Genomic DNA, 17,252 nt, shown 5'->3' on the forward strand with positions numbered 1-17,252 from the left:
AGGATGCGGCACTTGTCTTGTGAGAACTAGGCGTTAGCTGATGCGAGCTGCTGAAGCAGTTCATCACCAGGGGATGCTGGAACCATTTCGGCTTCGATCTCTGCGCGGCCCAACAGGTCGTTCATACGACGCTGACGGGTGCGAGGAATGATCGTCACCACAGTTCCCTGCTTGCCTGCACGACCGGTGCGACCGGCACGGTGCATGTAAGTCTTGTACTCATCAGGTGCGTCTGCCTGGATAACCAGATCGATGTCATCGACGTGGATACCGCGTGCAGCAACATCCGTTGCCACGAGGACGTTGACACGTCCACTGGTGAGCAACTGAAGGTTACGAGTACGGCGGTTCTGGTTCAGGTCACCGTGCAAGCTGGTTGCCGGAATACCTGCATCCTCGAGCTGGTCAGCAAGCTGCTCAGCATATGCACGGGTGCGCGAGAAGATAAGTGTCTTTCCTTCACGAGCTGCAAGTTGTTCAATAACGAAAGGCTTGTCGCGGTGATCAACTACGAGAACACGGTGATCAATGGTGGAAGAAGCCTGGTCTTCACCAGCAACCTCGTGAACGGAAGGATCCTTGAGGAACTCGTTCACGATCGCCGCAACACCCTTGTCCAAAGTTGCCGAGAACAGCAGTCGCTGACCATCAGCCTTGGTGGCGCGGAGGATACGCTGCACGGGCTCGAGGAAGCCCAGATCACACATGTGATCTGCTTCATCGAGCACAGTGATGGCGATGTGGCCTAGGTCAATGTGACCTTGCTCCACGAGATCTTCCAAACGACCCGGGGTTGCAATGATGATGTCCACACCGCGGCGCAGGCTCATGACCTGCTTGTGCTGAGGAACACCGCCAAAGATGGTGGTGGTGAACAAACCGACAGAGCGAGCAATGGGCTGCACGGTGCGGTCAATCTGCATTGCGAGCTCACGGGTTGGAGCCAAGATAAGTGCACGTGGTGGTCGACCCTGCTTACGGTCCTTGCCACCGTTGTTTTCCATGAGGCGTTCAACTACAGGTGAACCGAAGGCGATTGTCTTACCCGATCCGGTCTTTCCACGGCCAAGAACATCCTTGCCGGAAAGCACGTCGGGAATAGTTGCTGCCTGAATGGGGAATGGTGCAACTGCGCCCATGGCGGTGAGCTGGCGGCAGATGTTATCTCCCAAGCCAAGGTCAGAGAAGCTCACACCGTCAACATCGGCTGCGGTGGTTGCTTGTGCCTCGAGACGCTCAAGTACGACGTCTTCTTCAGGGCTAAAGCGGGCCTTCTCGTCCTTTGCGGGATAGAAGTCGGATGCGGAACGACGAGGTGCCTCGTCCTTGTTCCAACGTGGACGCTCTCCACCAAAGTTGCGTGCGGGACGGTCATTACGCTCACCATAGGAACGCTCACCACGTGGAGCACGGTCACCGTAGGAGGGACGATCAGAACGCTCATAGCGTGGACGTTCTGAACGCTCACCGCGGTTGTAGGCGGGACGATCGTTGCGGTCACCATAGGAAGGTCGGTCGTTCCGCGGTGCGCGGTCTCCATATGGAGCGCGCTCTGCGCGTGCTCCATCACGGTCGTAGCGGGGACGCTCAGTGCGATCTCCGTAGGCGGGACGTTCTCCACGGTTGTATGCCGGACGTTCATTACGGTCACCACGGTTGAACGAAGGGCGCTCGGAACGCTCACCATATGCTGGACGATCTGAGCGTGGCGCACGATCTCCGTAGGAAGCACGTTCAGAACGCTCGTAACGTGGACGCTCGGTGCGGTCACCGTAGGCAGGGCGCTCAGAACGCTCACCGCGGTTGTAGGCTGGGCGTTCGTTACGGTCACCACGTGGTACGCGGTCACCGTAAGCGGGACGTTCGCCCGCAGGTGCTCCGCGACGTGCGTCACGGTCTTCATTGCTCCAGCGGTTTTTACGTGGTGCTTCAGTGGACTCGGGACGGTATCCGCGGTGTCCAGGGCTGCGAGAACCAGCGGAAGGACCGCCGGACTTCTTCGCGCCGTAGCGTGGTTCAAAATTCTTGGCCGGACGACCGCCGGCAGGTTTCTTATTCTTAGGCATGACTTTTTCTCTGGGTTGGATTCGTTGCAAAACAGCACACAAACGCGCTGATAAGAACCCGGGCAGTCTTTGGCCGGGACCGATTCACTTCGAGTGACTATCACCAACAGAATTGTTGGGGAACCGGCCCACCTGACTTACAAACCCATCTGCATCACAATGCAGTGTCAAGAGCCGACCTTTTGACTATACGGGAGAAACCACAAAGGTTCAAGAAAAAGTTGAGACTTGGCAGTACGGGATTACTTTTTGAAACGCGCAAGCAGAAAGTAACCCGCGGTGAAAACAGCAACAATGAGAATGTTGCCGATGAGCCGCACTTGAGGGTGTTGTTGGAGATAAGCAGTATCCACACTGACGACCACAGTGATCATGAGAACAAGATACAAAGCCGATAGTGCCGGGCTGAGTCTTTTCACGATGCGCCTTTCCGATAAAGAAAGCCCCTTACGGGGCTTCTTTTCTGGCGGAGACGGCGGGATTTGAACCCGCGGTCCCCTTACGAGGACTCCACCTTAGCAGGGTGGTGCACTAGGCCGAACTATGCGACGTCTCCTTGGACTCCTGACATGCAGAAGCACCAGAGCAATCATACCGGCAGTGTTGTGCCGAGAATAATCGAGCTTTATTGCTGGTCGAGGGTGCGGCCAGCAGAGCAGGTGTAGTCGTTTGCTGTCTGACCGTTCACGTTCTCAGGCAACACAGCAACTGGAGCTGAGGTTGGAGTGGGCGTTGCGGTTGCTCCAGGAGTCGCTGTGGGAGTGGGGGTAGCTGTCGCTTTCTTGGCAGCTTTAGCTGCTGCCTTTGCTTCTGCTTCCGCTTGAGCAGCAGCTTTAGCTTCCGCATCAGGGTCAACGACTGAACCGTTACCGGTTGTTCCGCTCAATGCGATGGGTTGATCAGCAAGGAGTGCGGCAAAGAGGGCATCTGCTTCGGCCTGGTTGGGTTGAACCTTGCCCGCATAAATTCCAGTTCCACCCGTGGAGCTGGGGTATTGAACGAAGACAACGTTCTCCAATGGAATGTCTTTCAACGCCATCGCGATAGACATCATCGTGTCGATGTTGTTGAGGCTGTTAGAGAGCGTCATGTTCGAGATGGCTGCCTTGGCCAGACCGAAGAGGGCAACAGGGTTGGTCAGAGTTTGTGCACTCTTGAGCTTGCGCACCAAGGAGGAGAGGAAAACCTGCTGGTTGGAGATACGGCCAAGGTCACTACCGTCACCAACACCGTGACGGGTGCGCAGGAACTGCAGTGCCTGGAGACCAGAGAGGGTGTGCATTCCTGCATCGAGGAATGTTTGGGTGTATTCGTCCTCGATGGGCTCGGCCACACAAACTTCAACACCACCGATGGCATTTGCCATCTCAATCACACCGTTGAACTGAATCATGGCGGCAAAAGGAATGCTCAAGCCGGTGAGTTCTTCGACGGTGAGAACTACACAGGGCAGGCCGCCCTCATTCAAGGTTCCGTTGATAGGACCAGACCAGCCGCCACCACCGTCGGGGCAATCCGCGTAGTGCACAACCATGTCACGGGGAATGGAAACCACGGTTGCATTGGTGTGGTCCGCTGAGATGTGAAGCAGGATGTTGACGTCGTTGAGAACGCTACCGGGGTCAGCATCGAAAACACCTGGGTCGGTGCCTTCGCGAGAGTCGCTACCCACGAGCAGGAAGTTGACACCACCTTCGATGGCGCCAATGTCAGGAATACGCTGATCGTTTGCCAGAGCCACACCCGCGTTTGCGCTGCGCGAGATATCCCAGAATGCAATTCCGGCAATCGACACGGTAGCAACCATAACTACGGCAAGGCCGGCACCAATCCAGCTCAGGAGGGTTCGGCCACCCTTACGGGGTGCCACATTGCCGTGGCGAATAGCTGCACGCGCGCTGCGAATGCGGCGCGCACGTGTTGCTTTCTGCTCACTCATGCTTTCCCCGATCAGTGACGGAATATGGCGGAGGGCGTGGGATTCGAACCCACGATGCATTGCTGCACACTGGTTTTCAAGACCAGCTCCATCGGCCGCTCGGACAGCCCTCCTTGTCGAGTTCACGAAGAATTCGACTGGATGAGTCTACCCGAATGACAGCCTCTAGGCTCTCAGAGCATCCTGCGAAAGACCTGAAAGCAGAATTTAGGGCAATTTATTGAGCGCTTCGAGCAATCCCAGCTCGTGCACTTGGCCGCATACTTCGTTCGCAACAGCCTTGATTTCTGGCTCTGCATTGCCCATGGCAACGCCGCGTCCGAGCTGTGCAGCCCACTCAATCATTTGAATGTCGTTGTTGCCATCTCCGGCAGCAAACAGTCGAGATCGTGGGAAGCCGAGAGCCTCACGAACCTTCTCTAAGGCAGAGGCTTTGCTCACACCCTCGGGCGCAATATCGAGCCAGGCAGCCCAGCCGATGGAGTAGCTCACCTGCTTGAGACCGATACGTTCAACAACCTGGAGGAAGTCTTCTGTTTCATGATCGGGTGAAACAACGACCACACGTGTTGCACGGAGATTGAGAAGTTCTTCGAACTTGACCTGGTGGGCAAGCAGATTGTGATCGACGCCGGGGATTGGTTCGGTGAAGTAGTAGTCGCCGAATTCGTCTTCCACGGCATACATGCCCTCAGGCAGATGGCCCTTCACAAGATTAAGTACATTTTCGGGACGGAACGTTTCCACGTGATGTTTGACATAGCCGTCATCGGCAAGCGGGTCACGCTTGAGCAGCATGGCTCCGTTGGAACACACCACATACTCCGGCCAAATATCGAGTTGACGTAGGACAGGAATTGTTTCAACGAGTGCTCGTCCCGTTGCCAGCATCACTTCGTGACCTCGTGCTGCTGCGGCACGAACTGCCTCGACGACCTCGGGAGCTACATCACCGCGATGCGTGAGCAGGGTCCCGTCAACATCCAGGGCAACCAGCCACCGGTCTTCTGGGGCAACCTGGGTCACTGAGCATCCAATGGGGTCAGAATAGAAATACCGCCAAGATAGGGACGCAAAGCTTCAGGAACTAGGACGGAACCGTCTGCTTGCTGGTGGGTTTCCAAAATTGCAACCAACCAACGCGTAGTGGCAAGGGTTCCATTGAGTGTGGCAACCGGTGCGGTCTTTCCGCTGTCGGTGCGATAGCGGGTGTCAAGGCGGCGCGACTGGTACGTGGTGCAGTTCGAGGTACTGGTGAGTTCTCGGAAAGCACCCTGAGTGGGGACCCATGCTTCGATATCAAACTTGCGTGCAGCACTTGAGCCCAGATCTCCGGCAGCCACATCAATGACGCGATAGGCAAGACCCAAGGATTTAAGCATGTCTTCTTGCCATGCAACGAGGCGGTCGTGCTCAGCTTCTGCCTCTTCAGGAGTGGTGTAGACAAACATTTCGAGTTTGTTGAACTGATGAACTCGAATAATTCCGCGCGTATCTTTACCGCCAGATCCTGCTTCACGGCGATAGCAGGTTGACCATCCGGCATAACGCAGTGGGCCGTTGCTGAGGTCAATAATTTCATCTGCGTGATATCCGGCGAGCGCAACCTCACTTGTCCCCGTGAGATAGAGATCATCTGCGGGGAGGTAATAGATTTCGTCGGAGTGCTCACCCAAGAATCCGGTGCCCTGCATGATGTCAGGTCGCACGAGGGTGGGTGTGATGAGGGGGATGAAGCCTGCTTCGAGAGCACGATCAAGCGCGAGATTCATTAGAGCAAGCTCGAGGCGAGCTCCAATTCCTTTGAGGAAGTAAAAACGTGAACCAGAAACTTTTGTGCCACGGGGCATGTCGATAGCGCCAAGAAGTTCACCAAGTTCGAGGTGGTCTTTGGCCTCAAAGTCGAAGGTGGGGATTGTTCCCACTTCACGCAGGGTGACAAAGTTTTCTTCTCCACCAGAAGGGATGCCTTCGATGATGGGGTTTTGAATCTTGCGCGCAGCTTCGGTGTATGCCTCATCTGCTGCTGAGGCAGCAGCGTTAGCTTCCTTCACTTTGGCAGCTAGCTCGGCAACTTCAGCGAGGAGTGCTTTCTTCTCGTCACCTTGAGCTTGACCAACTTTCTTGCTGAACACATTCTGTTCTGCACGCAGCTCTTCAAAGAAGGCAAGTGCAGCACGGCGGGCAGCATCAGCTTCGATGGCAGCGTCGACTAATCCAGGGTCTGACCCTCTGGCCACCTGAGAGGCACGGATAACGTCAGGGTTTTCGCGAAGCAATACTGGGTCAATCACATGCCCAGTTTAGTTCAGGCTAGTCTCCGAGTATTTCCGCAAGCCACGCACGTGCATCTTGGAAGATGCCGTCGGCGTAACGCTGGGAATGTTGGGTGGTGACTTTGTCTGCACGAGGGTAGGAACCTAGGAAGATCACCTTGGGGCTGAAACGGCGCAAACCAAGAAGTGCGTCAGCAACGCGTTCGTCACGGGCGTGACCTTCCGCGTCAATGACGAAGCGGTATCGGCCAAATTCATCCCCGATGGGACGTGACTGAATCAGCGACAGATTCACACCACGGGTTGCGAACTGTTCCAGCATTTCCAGAAGACCACCGGCGCGGTCATCCGGTAGCTCCACAATCAAGCTGGTCTTGTCTGAACCGGTGGGTGCAGGAAGTTCGGTGGTCTTGCTGACCAGCACGAACCTGGTTACCGCGTTGGGGTTATCGGCAATGCCTGAGGCTAAGACCTCAACGTCATAGTGCTTGGCTATGCCGGCAGGAGCAATGGCGGCATCTGCGGTGTCTGTCTCGAGGAGACTGGCCGCTGCCGCCACATTGCTCGAGGAGGGGATGTGGCCATGGTGAGGCAGGGTCTTTTCTAACCAGCCCCGGCACTGTGCATAAGCAACTGGGTGTGCGTTGATGACGTTGATGTCTGCGAGGGAAGTTCCCTGGCGCGCAACGAGATCGAACTCAACGGGGACAAGGTATTCACCGATGATGCGCAGGTTGGGAATGTTGGCCAGAGCGTCTTGGGTTGCTGTGACGCCACCTTCGACCGAGTTTTCGATCGCGATCATGGCTGCAACAGAACGGCCAGAGACTACGTCTGCGAGCGCCTCGCCCACGTTATTGACCGAGTGCCAGGTCTTTCCGGCGGCTTCTGGAACCTGCGAGAGGGCAGCTTCAGTAAAGGTTCCGGCAGGCCCGAGATAGCTGTAAGCCGGCGCCGTGGAAACTTTTTCTGAAGAACTCATGTTCCAAATGTACCGGCACTGGCAAACTTGGCTTGTGACTACTCGCGCTGGAACCCCTGCCCTGCCCTCTGACCTCATTGATATTCATGAGTTGGTGAGGGCCTATTTCGACCTGACTCCGGATATGACCGTGCCTGAACAGCGCGTGGTTTTTGGCACCAGTGGCCACCGTGGCTCATCACTGAACGCGGCTTTCAATGAGCAACACATCCTGGCAACAACCCAGGCCATTGTGGAATATCGTGCCCTGCAGGGAATTACTGGTCCCCTCTTTATCGGCATGGATACCCACGGCCTGTCCCGCCCTGCTCACGAAACAGCTCTGGAAGTACTTGCCGCTAACGGGGTTCGCACGTTCAAAGATTCACGTGACGGTTTCACCCCCACGCCTGCTGTTTCTCACGCCATCTTGGAATACAACAAAGCCGGGCATGGGGATGAAGCTGACGGCATCGTGGTGACCCCCAGCCATAACCCACCTCAGGATGGCGGTTTCAAATACAACCCTCCCCACGGTGGTCCTGCGGACTCTTCCGCCACAAACTGGATTGCTGCTCGGGCTAATGAACTCATCGAAGGCGGCTTGGTTGATGTCAAGCGCACAAACCCTGAGGGTCTGATTGAGGAGTATGACTTCCTCGAGCAGTACGTTGCAGATCTTGAGAATGTCATCGATATGCAAGCTATTGCTGAATCCGGCGTCCACATCGGTACTGATCCCCTTGGTGGTGCCTCTGTCGCGTATTGGACGGCTATCAAGGAACGCTATGGACTCAACCTCACGGTGGTGAACCCCGAGGTTGACCCAGCTTGGTCGTTTATGACCTTGGACTGGGATGAGAAGATTCGCATGGATCCTTCCAGTCCTAACGCGATGGCTTCTCTGATTTCGAAACGTCACGATTTTGATTTGCTCACAGGTAATGACGCTGATGCTGACCGTCACGGCATCGTCACTCCAGATGCGGGACTGATGAACCCAAACCACTACCTCGCTGTGGCTATTGAATATCTTTTTGCCAACCGTCCCGGATGGCGGCAAGATGCCCGCATCGGCAAGACACTGGTCTCCAGCTCCATGATTAACTTCGTTGCCGATGGTTTAGGCCGGGTGCTGTGGGAAGTTCCGGTGGGCTTTAAATGGTTTGTCCCCGGTCTGGTGGATGGCTCGGTTGGTTTCGGTGGTGAAGAAAGCGCCGGTGCCTCGTTCCTGCGCAAAGACGGAACCGTGTGGACCACCGATAAGGACGGAATCATCTTGGCTTTGTTAGCTGCAGAAATTATTGCCGTCACAGGCAAGACTCCCTCGCAGTTGTATTACAACCTCACTGAGCAGTTTGGTGACCCTGCCTATGCTCGCGTGGATGCGCCAGCAGACCGTGAAGCGAAGGCTCGCCTGGGCAAGCTCAGCGGTGATGACATCACCGCCACGGAGCTTGCGGGCGATCCCATTATTGCCAAGCTCTCTCACGCTCCAGGCAATGGCGAAGCTATTGGCGGGGTGAAAGTGGAAACCGAATATGCCTGGTTTGCTGCCCGCCCTTCAGGAACAGAAGATGTCTACAAAATCTATGCTGAATCGTTCCGCGGCCCTGAGCACCTCAAGCAAGTTCAGGCTGAAGCTAAGAAGATTGTTGACGCTGCACTGAACTCTTAGTAGTAACTCGGAGCTGGTTCGAGGTTAAAGAACTGCTCCAGGGTGGGAATTTTCAGGTTGTGCATCGCGGTGGAGACGCGGGTTCCGACATAGCGGAAATGCCAGGGCTCATACTGATACCCAGTGATGGAGTCGTAGCCGTTGGGGTAGCGAACAATGAAGCCGTACTGCCAGGAATTGGCTGCAAGCCACTGCCCTGCGGCGGTGTCTGCGAAGCAGACATCGACCTGGCAGGGACCGCCGTCGTTGAGGTCAACAGCTAACCCGGTTTGATGTTCGGAGTGACCGGGCCTGGCCGAATAGGTGTCTGCTTGGGCTTGGCCATCTCGGGCAACAAAGCCGTTATAGGTTGCAACCTGGGTGTCGTAGCTGCGATAGGCGCTGGCAACACTGAGCTGTATTCCTGCCGCAGCCGCATCTGTGGCCATGCGGTCGAGTGCTTGTGCTGCTTCAGTACGCAGGGGGCGACTGTAGGGGTTAGACAGTGCTGTGGGCACCGACATGTCTGGGGATTCAAAGTTGCTGGGATTGAGCGGGCGGTGTTTATTCACCACCACGGTGATGGAGTTGGGGTCATCGATGTTGAAGAAGGGTGTGCGCGCAGGCTTCGGTGTTGGTGTTGGCGTTGCCGCAGGGCTCGCGGTTGCGGTCTGTGTGGCCGTTGGTGTTGACGTGGCAATGTCAACACTCCCAGTGGCACAACCTCCCAGAAAGACAGAAGCAATCAACACAGAGCTCAGTGCGGTCGTTCTGCGCATCATCAGGACGGGTTTTCCCGATCGTATGCTTCACGCTTTTCGATAATGAGATCAATGTTGTCCAGCGTCCAGTCGGCAAGCGCGCGAACAGGAACAATGAGCGTTTGACCTAATTCGGTAAGCGCATATTCAAACCAGGGTGGTGTTTCAGCGTGAACGACGCGTTCGATCAATCCGTCACGTTCCAGCTGCCGAAGTGTGACAGTAAGCATGCGCCGAGAAATCTTGGGGATGCGTTCCACGAGTTGGGTGTACCGCATGGGCTCTCTACTGAGCACTCCGAGTAAAACAAGGCTCCACTTGTCACCGATGTGGGAGAGCACCGAGAAGAAGACGTCCCTGTCCGTGGCCTGGATACGTTCTTTGATGCTGTTCAAGTCAGTACTCATGTGCTCACCCCCTGTGGAAATTGTGGTTGACTTCAGCGATTCTAGGATACTATGTGTTACCGCAGTTACTTTTAGTAACTTCACATAAGTTTTCCTTCTAACCAAAGGCTTTAAATGTCTGCAAAAGCTGTCGCCGACGCGGTGATGTCCAAGCGAGAAATCATGCTCGTGATGATCGGACTCATGTCCGGTATGTTCCTCTCCGCGCTCGACCAAACCGTGGTCAGTACCTCCATGCGTACCATCGCCGATGACCTCGACGGAATGGCGCTCCAGGCCTGGGTCACCACGGCCTACATGATCATGTCGACCATCTCGACTCCTCTGTATGGCAAGCTCAGCGACATCTTCGGGCGACGCCCGCTGTTCATCATTGCCATCAGTATTTTCGTCATCGGTTCATTCCTTGCTGGAACAGCAGACACGATGTATTCGTTGGCTGGATACCGCGCCATTCAGGGACTGGGTGCCGGTGGTTTGATGGCGCTACCGCTTGCCATCATGGGTGACATGCTTGCTCCGCGGGAGCGTGCGAAATACCAGGGTTACTTCCTCGCGGTCTTTGGTGTCTCCAGCGTGATTGGCCCCCTCATTGGTGGCGTGCTCTCGGGAACTCCAGAAATCCTCGGCATCGCCGGATGGCGTTGGGTCTTCCTCATCAACGTGCCCATTGGAATCGTTGCTCTCGCCATCGTTCTCAAGGCACTCCACCTGCCCAAGACGCACCGCCGTGTTCGCATTGACTGGTGGGGTGCCGCCACGGTAATTACCGCAACCGTTCCCCTCCTTCTTGTCGCCGAGCAGGGTCGCGAGTGGGGCTGGCTCTCTACAGCATCCCTATCTTGCTACCTCATCGGTGTGGCTTCTGCCGTGGCGTTCGTCATGATTGAACGCTCCATGGGTGATGACGCACTCATACCCATGAAGATGTTCAAGTCTCAAACGTTCACCATGGCCACCATCTTGGGTGTGTTTGTTGGTTTTGGAATGTTCGGCGCCATGATGACCATCCCTCTCTACCTTCAGTTGGTCAAGGGTGCTACCCCCACCGAGAGCGGTCTGCTCATGCTGCCGATGATCTTGGGCATGATGATTGCGTCCATTGTGAGTGGTCAAGTTATGGCTCGCACGGGAAGCTACAAGTGGTTCCCCCGCATAGGTACTGCCTTCATGATTTTGGGCTTCTTGCTCTTCACGCGTTTGACCTGGGATAGCCCCTTCTGGTTCGTCATGTTGGGCATGTTCTTCATGGGTGCAGGTCTGGGTCAGCTGATGCAAACCCTCACCGTGGCCAGCCAGAACTCTGTAGGCCCACGTGACATTGGTGTTGCCACCAGCTCGTCCACCTTCTTCCGCACGATGGGTGGAACCGCGGGAACAGCAATTTTGTTCTCGGTACTCTTCAACGCCATCCCGGAAGCACTGAAGAGTGCCTTCACCACACCCTCAATCACTGCTGGTGTGGCCAAAGCACTGGCAGATCCTGCTGTGACGCAGGACCCTGCCAACGCGGCCATCATCGAAATCTACAAAGACCCCACCGCAATTGGAACCTCCCTCAACGGAGACACCTCCTTCCTCGTTGGGGCCAACGAAGCATTAGCTAAGCCATTCCTTGTTGGGTTTGCTGACGCAACCGTTCAGGTTTACTGGATTGGCCTGGTTGTTGTAACGATCGCATTCATCCTCAGCTGGTTCCTCAAGGCAACTCCTCTTCGCCAGAAGTCTGCAATGCAAGAAGCAGCAGACGAGGACGCCGTGCTGCTCGCTGAGAATGCTGCAGAGATGATGGGCTCAATGGTTGAGCCTGGAACAGCTACAGGCGCAATTCGTCTCAAAGAGGCAGAAAAGCGTGAAGCTGCCCGTCAAGCACACAAAGAAAAAGCAGTAGCCAAGGAAAAGAAGAAAGTTAAATCTGCTTCTTAGTTGTTACAGATCTGCCCCAGCTAACCACGGGGCAGATCTGTTAGACAAGCATTTCTCTGTAGCTATTTCTTATTCATTTACAGGGAGAACTAGATTCACAAAGTTGGATAACGCCTAGCTTTTCATCGTAGGCGGCAATAGATTCATTGATAAAAGTATCAATCATTTGTTGCTCATCACTTTGTCCTTGTTTTTCCTTTTGATAGAGCTGTGTGTATTGAAAACAGGCTTCGTCTGAGTAACAAAGTTCACGGAGTGCGTCTGCCGGATAGAACCCACAGTCCTGGTTGGTGTAGCACACTGAGAGATTCCCGTCGGCGTCTAGATTGCGTGCACAGTCAACGTTCGACTCACACAACTCCCTCATTTGATCACCAGAAAATGTAGTACACCCTTCGTTTTCTTGACCAAAGTCATTGGTGCAAAGAACCAGTTCTCCGTTTTCATCGACATATCCTGAATTGTCAATAAATACAGTTACCTTTTCGAAGGATGGTGGTAGTTCAGCTTCACTTGATGCTTTTTCTAAATCAAGTTCACCACCGTTTGACCGCAAGTCCTCTTCCAAAACAATCAGCAGCTGACTTGTGAGTGTTCCGGCAGCTCGGTCGTATACAGGATCGGTCAATGTCGCAACAATAGTCATTTCGTTGGAAGTGCCGTCCGCCGGCTCTAAGGTCATGGTGATATTGGGAGGATCATCAGTAAAACCTAGTTTTTGCCAACTGTCTATAAATCGTGCTGTCGAGACAGAGTCCGCTAGACGTTCAGGTCGATCTGTGAACCAAATAATCGACTCACTTGTTTCGCTTAATGTCATTGTGTAATTCTTGGCTTCGTTCTGAACAAGATTGCCTTCACCCGCATTCAACACATACATCAGGGAAGAAGATTTATCTGGAGCAGCTTCGGGCTCTGAACTCAAGTTCACATAGGCAATGGCTCCCCCCGCGCCAAATGTAACCGCACAAAACAATGCGACAACTGCAGCGATGGGATTAAGGTTCCAGCTCTTCATTCTTTGAGTCTAGGTCTCGTGAGAAGCGGAGGAACCCCACAACAAAGGAATTAGATCAACCGCTGTCGTTGTTTGATAACCGAGGGTGACACGGGGGTTCCCTCCGGAGTCATTTCAGATGGAACGGGATCACCGGCAACCACGCGCAAGGGGAGAATGCCTGCCCAGATAGAGCGGTCATCTCCATCATCCTCAAACTCATCAACCGGTCCAGCACTCACCTTCACGCTGGCTACATCCAACGGGATGCTCAGCACCATGGTTGCGGCGAGTTCTTTCTTGGTGGTCTCGCGAACCTCATTCCAACGGCCTGGCATCATGTGGTTGGTCAGGGTTGCAAGAGCCGAAAGTTTTTGGTCACCTTCGATGACTGTTGCTGTGCCCATGATGACAGCAGAGCGGTAGTGCATGGAGCTTTCAAAAGCCGAGCGGGCATACACAAGGCCATCCAACAGTGTTACGGCTACACAGACATCCCGGCCATCAGCTATCTCCCGGAAGATTCCAGAACCAGTAGAACCGTGAATGAGCAGGTGATTACCGTCGCGACCAATACCCACTGGCAACACCAGGGGCTTTCCTTCTCGAACCACGGCAACGTGTCCAAAAATGGCCTCGTCGAGAAGAGCGTTCAACGCATCGCGACCGAAAACCTGCTTCTCATCAAGACGCTTAACTCGTGTTTGTTCCGTGCGAGGAAGTTCGTGATTACTCAAAAGACACCTGCTTGTCATACTCGGCAAAACGTGACTTCATCACCTTGAGTGATTCAGGGTTCTGATCCACCAAGATGAAGTTTCGGCCCAAGGCTAGGGCGGCAGCACCGGTTGTTCCACTCCCAGCAAAGAAGTCGAGAACAGTGTCTCCCTCGCGACTGGAGGCTTGAATGATGCGGCGAAGAATACCTTCAGGCTTTTGCGTGGGATAGCCGGTCTTCTCTTTGCCGGTTGGAGAGACAATGGTGTGCCACCACACATCAGTGGGAAGTTTTCCTTTGGCGGCCTTCTCAGCAGTGACCAAACCTGGAGCCATATAGGGCTCCCGGTCGACCTCTTCAGAGTTGAAGTAGTAAGACTTGGGGTTCTTCACATAAACCAGGATGGTGTCATGCTTGGCAGGCCAGCGACCTTTGGCCTTTGCGCCATAGTCATATGCCCAAATGAGTTCGTTGATAAAACTTTCACGGCCAAAGAGTGCATCCAGCATCACCTTGGCATAGTGTGCCTCGCGATAGTCAAGGTGAAGATAGAGCGTTCCATCATCAGCAAGCAGACGCCACGCTTCGCGCAGGCGCGGCTCAAGGAACGCCCAGTAGTCATCAAAGCGATCGTCATATTTCATGAGGTCGCTGCGCGTGCGCTCATAGCTCTTACCTTTGAAGCCCACCAAACCCTTAGTCGAATCATCCGCGGCGAGCACTGAGGTGACCTTGCTGCGTGTTTGTTCACGGCCAGTGTTGAAAGGTGGGTCGATATAAATCAGGGTGACTGACTCATCAGGCAACGTCGCTAAGACATCAAGGTTGTTTCCCTTGATGATGCGGCCGGTTGCAGAACTCACCTGCCTATTCTGGCAGTTCTCGTCGTAGGCTCGTTCTATGAGCACTGAAGTCGTTCACCAGCCCAGTAAATCTCGCTACGTCATCATGATTGATGACAAGGAAGTTGGCGTAGCCAACTACCTCTCTCGAGAGAACGACATCATGATTACCGGCACCTTCATTGACCCCGCTCATCGCAATGAAGGGCTTGGGGCTATTTTGGTTCGTCAAACCATCGACGACATCATTGCGACCACGACAAAGAAGGTCACTTCGGGATGCTGGTTTGTCACCCAGTGGCTTGATCTGCACCCCGGCTATGTTGACAAGGCACGATCTGGTGGGGTGGATGCCGAACTGGGTAACACCTGCCGGATTGTTTAGGACGCTACCCGTTCAGAAATCCACGAGATCATGTCGTCGATGACCTGTTCTTTGTTGGTCTCGTTAAAGATTTCGTGACGAGCCTCGGGATACACACCCACGGTCACATCTGTTTGGCCTGCGCGCTCGATATAGCTCTCGGCGAGCTTGATGTTGCTGGGTTTGCCACCTAAAGGATCGTCTTCGCCCACGATGAGCAAGATGGGAACCTGTGCCATATCTTTGGAGGGCTTGCCGAACAGGCGTAATCCATCCGCAACACCATAAAGCTTGAGAGTGTCAGCTTCAAAGGTCCACGGGTCTTCTTTGAACGATGTCCACACCGCAGGATCACGGCTAAGCCACTCGTGTCCGGTGCAGCCTGGGGTATCAAAGCGCTTATTGAGCTTGCCGGCATTCATGGAGCCTGGCTGTCGGTAAGCACTTCCCGAGAACACGACCGCGGCATAGTCTGCCGCGTGGTCGTTGATCAGAATCTGTCCCATCAAGGAACCCATGCTGTGACCTAAGAGAACGATGGGGACTCCAGGGTTTTGCTCCCGGATGATCTCGGTCATCTGAGTGAAATCTGCCACCGCAGCGCGGAGGCCGCCAGGGCCCAACTTTCCTAGCTTGGACAGATCTCCGCCAAACTGCTTGACGCCGGTGCGACCATGTCCACGCTGATCCGGGGCATAGACCGAGAACCCTGCCGAGTTCAATGCCACTGCGACGTGCGCATAGCGTCCGGCGTGATCACCGAGGCCATGCATAATCTGAACAACTGCTCTCGGTTTCTCTACCGAATACACGTCATAAACAATGGTCACGCCTTGTGGATCAATGTATTCGGCCGTTTTCATTAGCGAACGCCTTCCATCAGCTTGAGAACCCACTTACGAATGAGTAAGAGCACAATACCGAGACCGATAGCTGCCAGGCCAGAGTAGGCGAAGTAATCGAAGTTCATTTCAGGGTGCTTCTCGTCATAGAGACCAGCGAGCTGACCTGACATTGCTGTTCCCAATGCACTGGAGAGGAACAACAGCGCCACCATCTGCGTGCGGAACGCAGTAGGTGCCAGCTTGGTGCTCACTGAAAGGCTCACTGGAGAAATCAAGAGCTCCGCAATAGTGAACACAAACAAGATGGCAACTAATGCCAGCAGTGGAGCAGTGTGAGGAGCAGCGTTGTACACGGTGAGGAAAAGCAAGAATGCAATACCCATCACGATTGTTCCCAGACCCATCTTGACCGGAGTACTGGGCTGCTTAGCTCCCCACTTGGTCCACAACGCAGCGAACACACCAGAGAGGGCAAGGATGAAGATGGGGTTAATGGACTGGACCCACGAGACAGGCATGTCCCATCCGAAGATGCTCAGGTTCAGCTGGTCGTTGGCAAAGACAGTCACGACCGTGAACTGCTGCTGATATAGAGACCAGAATGCAGCACAGGCAATAAACAGTGGAATGAACGCCAGCACACGATTGCGTTCCACATTCGTGATGAGCTTGCTGCCCAAGATAACCACAAAGTAGGCGATGGCCGCAGCGAGGGTAACCACAATAATCACGGTGGAGAGGTTCCCGCTGGTGATCACCCCGGAAAGAACCAAGATCGCAATCAAGGCAATGCCGGCAACAGCCAACGCTGCCACAATCCACTTCTTGTTGGAAGGAAGTGGGTTAGGAACGAGACGTGTCTGTTCAGGGAGCTTGCGGCGACCAATCGAATACTGGGTCAAACCAGCAGCCATACCAACAGCAGCAAGACCGAAGCCCCAGTGGAATCCGTAGGTGGTCTGCAAGAAACCAGTAGCAAGCGGGCCAACGAAAGCACCCAGGTTGATACCTAGGTAATACAGAGAGAAACCCGCATCCCGGCGAACATCGCCGGGTGCATAAAGCTGACCAACAATGCTTGTCGCATTAGCCTTCACACCACCGGCACCGATGGCAATCAAAATCAAACCAACAGTCAGACCCACATAAGCAGGAAGCACAGCCAGTGCCACGTGGCCAAACATGACCATGACTGCAGCAAAGAACAAGACACGTTCGCTACCAAAGAGACGGTCAGCTAACCACGCGCCCAAGATGGTGGCCAGATAAACACCACCACCATAGGCTCCGACGATGCCGGTAGCGACCTTAACATCAATGCCCAAACCGCCTTCAGAGGCAGGGTAGAACATGTACAAAAGCAGGATTCCCTGCATGCCGTAGAAGGAGAAACGCTCCCACATTTCCACACCAAAGATCGTGGTGAGTTGGCGGGGCTGGCCAAAGAATAATTTCTCAGGCTTCGTTGCAGGTGCGACTGAGCTCATCAGGCA

The 17,252-nt window shown here is 54.5% G+C and carries 16 protein-coding genes and 2 tRNA genes; 3 read left to right on the forward strand and 15 right to left on the reverse strand.

From position 1 onward, the window contains the following. Window positions 1–26 precede the first annotated feature (26 nt). The 8 genes from AUMI_RS06675 to pheA all read right to left on the reverse strand — a co-directional run bounded on the left by AUMI_RS06675 (window position 27) and on the right by pheA (window position 7,263). Window positions 27–2,066 carry a DEAD/DEAH box helicase gene (locus AUMI_RS06675; protein WP_096382730.1) on the reverse strand — a complete coding sequence of 680 codons (2,040 nt, stop codon included), beginning with the start codon at window positions 2,064–2,066 and terminating at the stop codon, window positions 27–29. 242 nt (window positions 2,067–2,308) lie between these two features. After that, window positions 2,309–2,485: a hypothetical protein gene (locus tag AUMI_RS08190; RefSeq protein ID WP_172418280.1), complete on the reverse strand. Its 177-nt coding sequence runs from the start codon at window positions 2,483–2,485 to the stop codon at window positions 2,309–2,311. 45 nt (window positions 2,486–2,530) lie between these two features. Then, window positions 2,531–2,622, reverse strand: a tRNA-Ser gene (locus AUMI_RS06680). 69 nt (window positions 2,623–2,691) lie between these two features. Continuing rightward, window positions 2,692–4,005, reverse strand: coding sequence for an LCP family protein (locus AUMI_RS06685; protein ID WP_096382733.1), 1,314 nt, complete (start codon window positions 4,003–4,005; stop codon window positions 2,692–2,694). 25 nt (window positions 4,006–4,030) lie between these two features. Next, window positions 4,031–4,118, reverse strand: a tRNA-Ser gene (locus AUMI_RS06690). 94 nt (window positions 4,119–4,212) lie between these two features. After that, window positions 4,213–5,031 carry an HAD family hydrolase gene (locus AUMI_RS06695; protein WP_096382734.1) on the reverse strand — a complete coding sequence of 273 codons (819 nt, stop codon included), beginning with the start codon at window positions 5,029–5,031 and terminating at the stop codon, window positions 4,213–4,215. Beyond that, the gene (serS, locus tag AUMI_RS06700; protein WP_096382737.1) at window positions 5,028–6,299 is read right to left on the reverse strand and encodes a serine--tRNA ligase; all 1,272 of its coding nucleotides are present in this window, start codon (window positions 6,297–6,299) and stop codon (window positions 5,028–5,030) included. Before serS ends, AUMI_RS06695 begins: the two co-directional genes overlap by 4 nt. Before the next feature lie 19 nt (window positions 6,300–6,318). Beyond that, window positions 6,319–7,263: a prephenate dehydratase gene (gene pheA / locus AUMI_RS06705; RefSeq protein WP_096382739.1), complete on the reverse strand. Its 945-nt coding sequence runs from the start codon at window positions 7,261–7,263 to the stop codon at window positions 6,319–6,321. Window positions 7,264–7,297: 34 nt separating this feature from the next. Here pheA and pgm point away from each other — a divergent pair, with 34 nt between their 5' ends. Further along, a complete protein-coding gene (gene pgm, locus AUMI_RS06710) occupies window positions 7,298–8,920 on the forward strand; it encodes a phosphoglucomutase (alpha-D-glucose-1,6-bisphosphate-dependent) (RefSeq protein WP_096383528.1) in 1,623 nt (540 codons plus the stop codon). On the opposite strand, the gene AUMI_RS06715 is transcribed toward pgm, so the two are convergent. Continuing rightward, the gene (locus AUMI_RS06715) at window positions 8,917–9,681 is read right to left on the reverse strand and encodes a M15 family metallopeptidase (protein ID WP_096382743.1); all 765 of its coding nucleotides are present in this window, start codon (window positions 9,679–9,681) and stop codon (window positions 8,917–8,919) included. The two genes, pgm and AUMI_RS06715, sit on opposite strands and share 4 nt — an antisense overlap. Beyond that, window positions 9,681–10,067 (reverse strand): winged helix-turn-helix transcriptional regulator, encoded by a 387-nt coding sequence (locus AUMI_RS06720; protein WP_096382745.1) that lies wholly within the window; start codon window positions 10,065–10,067, stop codon window positions 9,681–9,683. Before AUMI_RS06720 ends, AUMI_RS06715 begins: the two co-directional genes overlap by 1 nt. 114 nt (window positions 10,068–10,181) lie before the next feature. Here AUMI_RS06720 and AUMI_RS06725 point away from each other — a divergent pair, with 114 nt between their 5' ends. Beyond that, the gene (locus AUMI_RS06725; RefSeq protein WP_231951731.1) at window positions 10,182–11,993 is read left to right on the forward strand and encodes an MDR family MFS transporter; all 1,812 of its coding nucleotides are present in this window, start codon (window positions 10,182–10,184) and stop codon (window positions 11,991–11,993) included. A gap of 73 nt (window positions 11,994–12,066) precedes the next feature. Here the strand turns inward: AUMI_RS06725 and AUMI_RS06730 are convergent, their stop codons facing one another. From AUMI_RS06730 to AUMI_RS06740, 3 genes are read right to left on the reverse strand one after another with little or no spacing between them, the layout of a single operon-like run. Then, complete coding sequence (locus tag AUMI_RS06730) at window positions 12,067–13,011, reverse strand: hypothetical protein (protein WP_096382748.1); 945 nt, start codon at window positions 13,009–13,011, stop codon at window positions 12,067–12,069. 50 nt (window positions 13,012–13,061) lie between these two features. Further along, on the reverse strand, window positions 13,062–13,727 hold the full coding sequence (locus AUMI_RS06735; RefSeq protein ID WP_197702060.1) for a pyridoxamine 5'-phosphate oxidase family protein: 666 nt from the start codon (window positions 13,725–13,727) through the stop codon (window positions 13,062–13,064). Further along, the gene (locus AUMI_RS06740) at window positions 13,720–14,571 is read right to left on the reverse strand and encodes a DNA-methyltransferase (protein WP_096383531.1); all 852 of its coding nucleotides are present in this window, start codon (window positions 14,569–14,571) and stop codon (window positions 13,720–13,722) included. The genes AUMI_RS06735 and AUMI_RS06740 overlap by 8 nt, the downstream gene beginning before the upstream one ends. A 37-nt stretch (window positions 14,572–14,608) precedes the next feature. Here AUMI_RS06740 and AUMI_RS06745 point away from each other — a divergent pair, with 37 nt between their 5' ends. Further along, complete coding sequence (locus tag AUMI_RS06745) at window positions 14,609–14,935, forward strand: GNAT family N-acetyltransferase (RefSeq protein WP_096382754.1); 327 nt, start codon at window positions 14,609–14,611, stop codon at window positions 14,933–14,935. Here the strand turns inward: AUMI_RS06745 and AUMI_RS06750 are convergent. Together AUMI_RS06750 and AUMI_RS06755 are read right to left on the reverse strand one after the other, a co-directional pair. After that, window positions 14,932–15,777: an alpha/beta fold hydrolase gene (locus tag AUMI_RS06750; RefSeq protein WP_096382756.1), complete on the reverse strand. Its 846-nt coding sequence runs from the start codon at window positions 15,775–15,777 to the stop codon at window positions 14,932–14,934. The genes AUMI_RS06745 and AUMI_RS06750 overlap by 4 nt on opposite strands. Further along, complete coding sequence (locus AUMI_RS06755; protein ID WP_096382759.1) at window positions 15,777–17,246, reverse strand: peptide MFS transporter; 1,470 nt, start codon at window positions 17,244–17,246, stop codon at window positions 15,777–15,779. Before AUMI_RS06755 ends, AUMI_RS06750 begins: the two co-directional genes overlap by 1 nt. Between the last annotated feature and the right edge of the window lie 6 nt (window positions 17,247–17,252).

This window comes from Aurantimicrobium minutum (genome assembly GCF_002355535.1).
GTDB classification, from domain to species: Bacteria; Actinomycetota; Actinomycetes; order Actinomycetales; family Microbacteriaceae; genus Aurantimicrobium; species Aurantimicrobium minutum.

What these genes read in the sequence shown, in the direction of transcription:
- AUMI_RS06750 (WP_096382756.1), bottom strand. Translation starts at nt 15,777, where the DNA reads ATGAAAACGGCCGAATACATTGATCCACAAGGCGTGACCATTGTTTAT.
- AUMI_RS06730 (WP_096382748.1), bottom strand. Translation starts at nt 13,011, where the DNA reads ATGAAGAGCTGGAACCTTAATCCCATCGCTGCAGTTGTCGCATTGTTT.
- pheA (WP_096382739.1), bottom strand. Translation starts at nt 7,263, where the DNA reads ATGAGTTCTTCAGAAAAAGTTTCCACGGCGCCGGCTTACAGCTATCTC.
- AUMI_RS06745 (WP_096382754.1), top strand. Translation starts at nt 14,609, where the DNA reads ATGAGCACTGAAGTCGTTCACCAGCCCAGTAAATCTCGCTACGTCATC.
- AUMI_RS06755 (WP_096382759.1), bottom strand. Translation starts at nt 17,246, where the DNA reads ATGAGCTCAGTCGCACCTGCAACGAAGCCTGAGAAATTATTCTTTGGC.
- AUMI_RS06685 (WP_096382733.1), bottom strand. Translation starts at nt 4,005, where the DNA reads ATGAGTGAGCAGAAAGCAACACGTGCGCGCCGCATTCGCAGCGCGCGT.
- AUMI_RS06725 (WP_231951731.1), top strand. Translation starts at nt 10,182, where the DNA reads ATGTCTGCAAAAGCTGTCGCCGACGCGGTGATGTCCAAGCGAGAAATC.
- AUMI_RS06675 (WP_096382730.1), bottom strand. Translation starts at nt 2,066, where the DNA reads ATGCCTAAGAATAAGAAACCTGCCGGCGGTCGTCCGGCCAAGAATTTT.
- AUMI_RS06720 (WP_096382745.1), bottom strand. Translation starts at nt 10,067, where the DNA reads ATGAGTACTGACTTGAACAGCATCAAAGAACGTATCCAGGCCACGGAC.
- AUMI_RS06715 (WP_096382743.1), bottom strand. Translation starts at nt 9,681, where the DNA reads ATGATGCGCAGAACGACCGCACTGAGCTCTGTGTTGATTGCTTCTGTC.